The organism is Vibrio sp. 10N.261.55.A10, from assembly GCF_041470825.1.
GTDB classification, from domain to species: domain Bacteria; phylum Pseudomonadota; class Gammaproteobacteria; order Enterobacterales; family Vibrionaceae; genus Vibrio; species Vibrio crassostreae_C.
In genome coordinates this window covers 1-607 of the sequence record NZ_JBFRNC010000062.1, presented here as the reverse complement: position 1 = coordinate 607, position 607 = coordinate 1, and the positions used below count along the sequence as shown (strand labels likewise).

Annotated in this window: 1 pseudogene; it reads left to right on the top strand. The window is 41.4% G+C overall.

The window, feature by feature from the left end:
- Positions 1 to 254 (top strand): annotated as a pseudogene (locus AB4274_RS18610) (carboxypeptidase M32); the annotation flags it as partial.
- Between the last annotated feature and the right edge of the window lie 353 nt (positions 255 to 607).

Sequence of the window (607 nt, the reverse complement as noted above, 5' to 3'; positions counted from 1 at the left end):
GAAGTTTTGGCTACTTCCCAAGCTATACGCTTGGTGCTATGTATGCGGCTCAATTCATGGCATCAATGAAGCAAACCGTTAATGTTGATGAGGCGATTCGCTCTGGAGATATGACTCCAATATTTACGTGGCTATCAGAAAATATTTGGTCGAAAGGGTCGTTGCTAACTACTGATGAGTTAGTTAAACAAGCTACAGGCGAAGTTTTAAACCCGATGCATTTCCAGGAGCACTTAAGGAATCGTTACTTATAGTTTAAATAAACCCCAGCATAGGCTGGGGTTATTCTGCGTGCTGTGTGAGACACAATCTCAATACTCAACGTAAAGTCAGCAACAATCTATAATGATGAGCTAAATGAAACAACTTCCGCCCAAAATACTCAGTGGAAATCAATCGTACGACTATGGATAGAAAAAGAGAAGCGAGCTTCTCTTCCAGATTTATTGAAACCCACTCCCCCTTCCTGTTTAGCGAGAATTAGAACCTAAATCGATTCTGGACAAAAGTGAGCTACGACCGATAGAAAATTCTGAGAGTTCGTATTACCTCAAGTATTGCTGCCATACAACCACCCTACATAGGGCTCATAGACAGGATCTTAAGA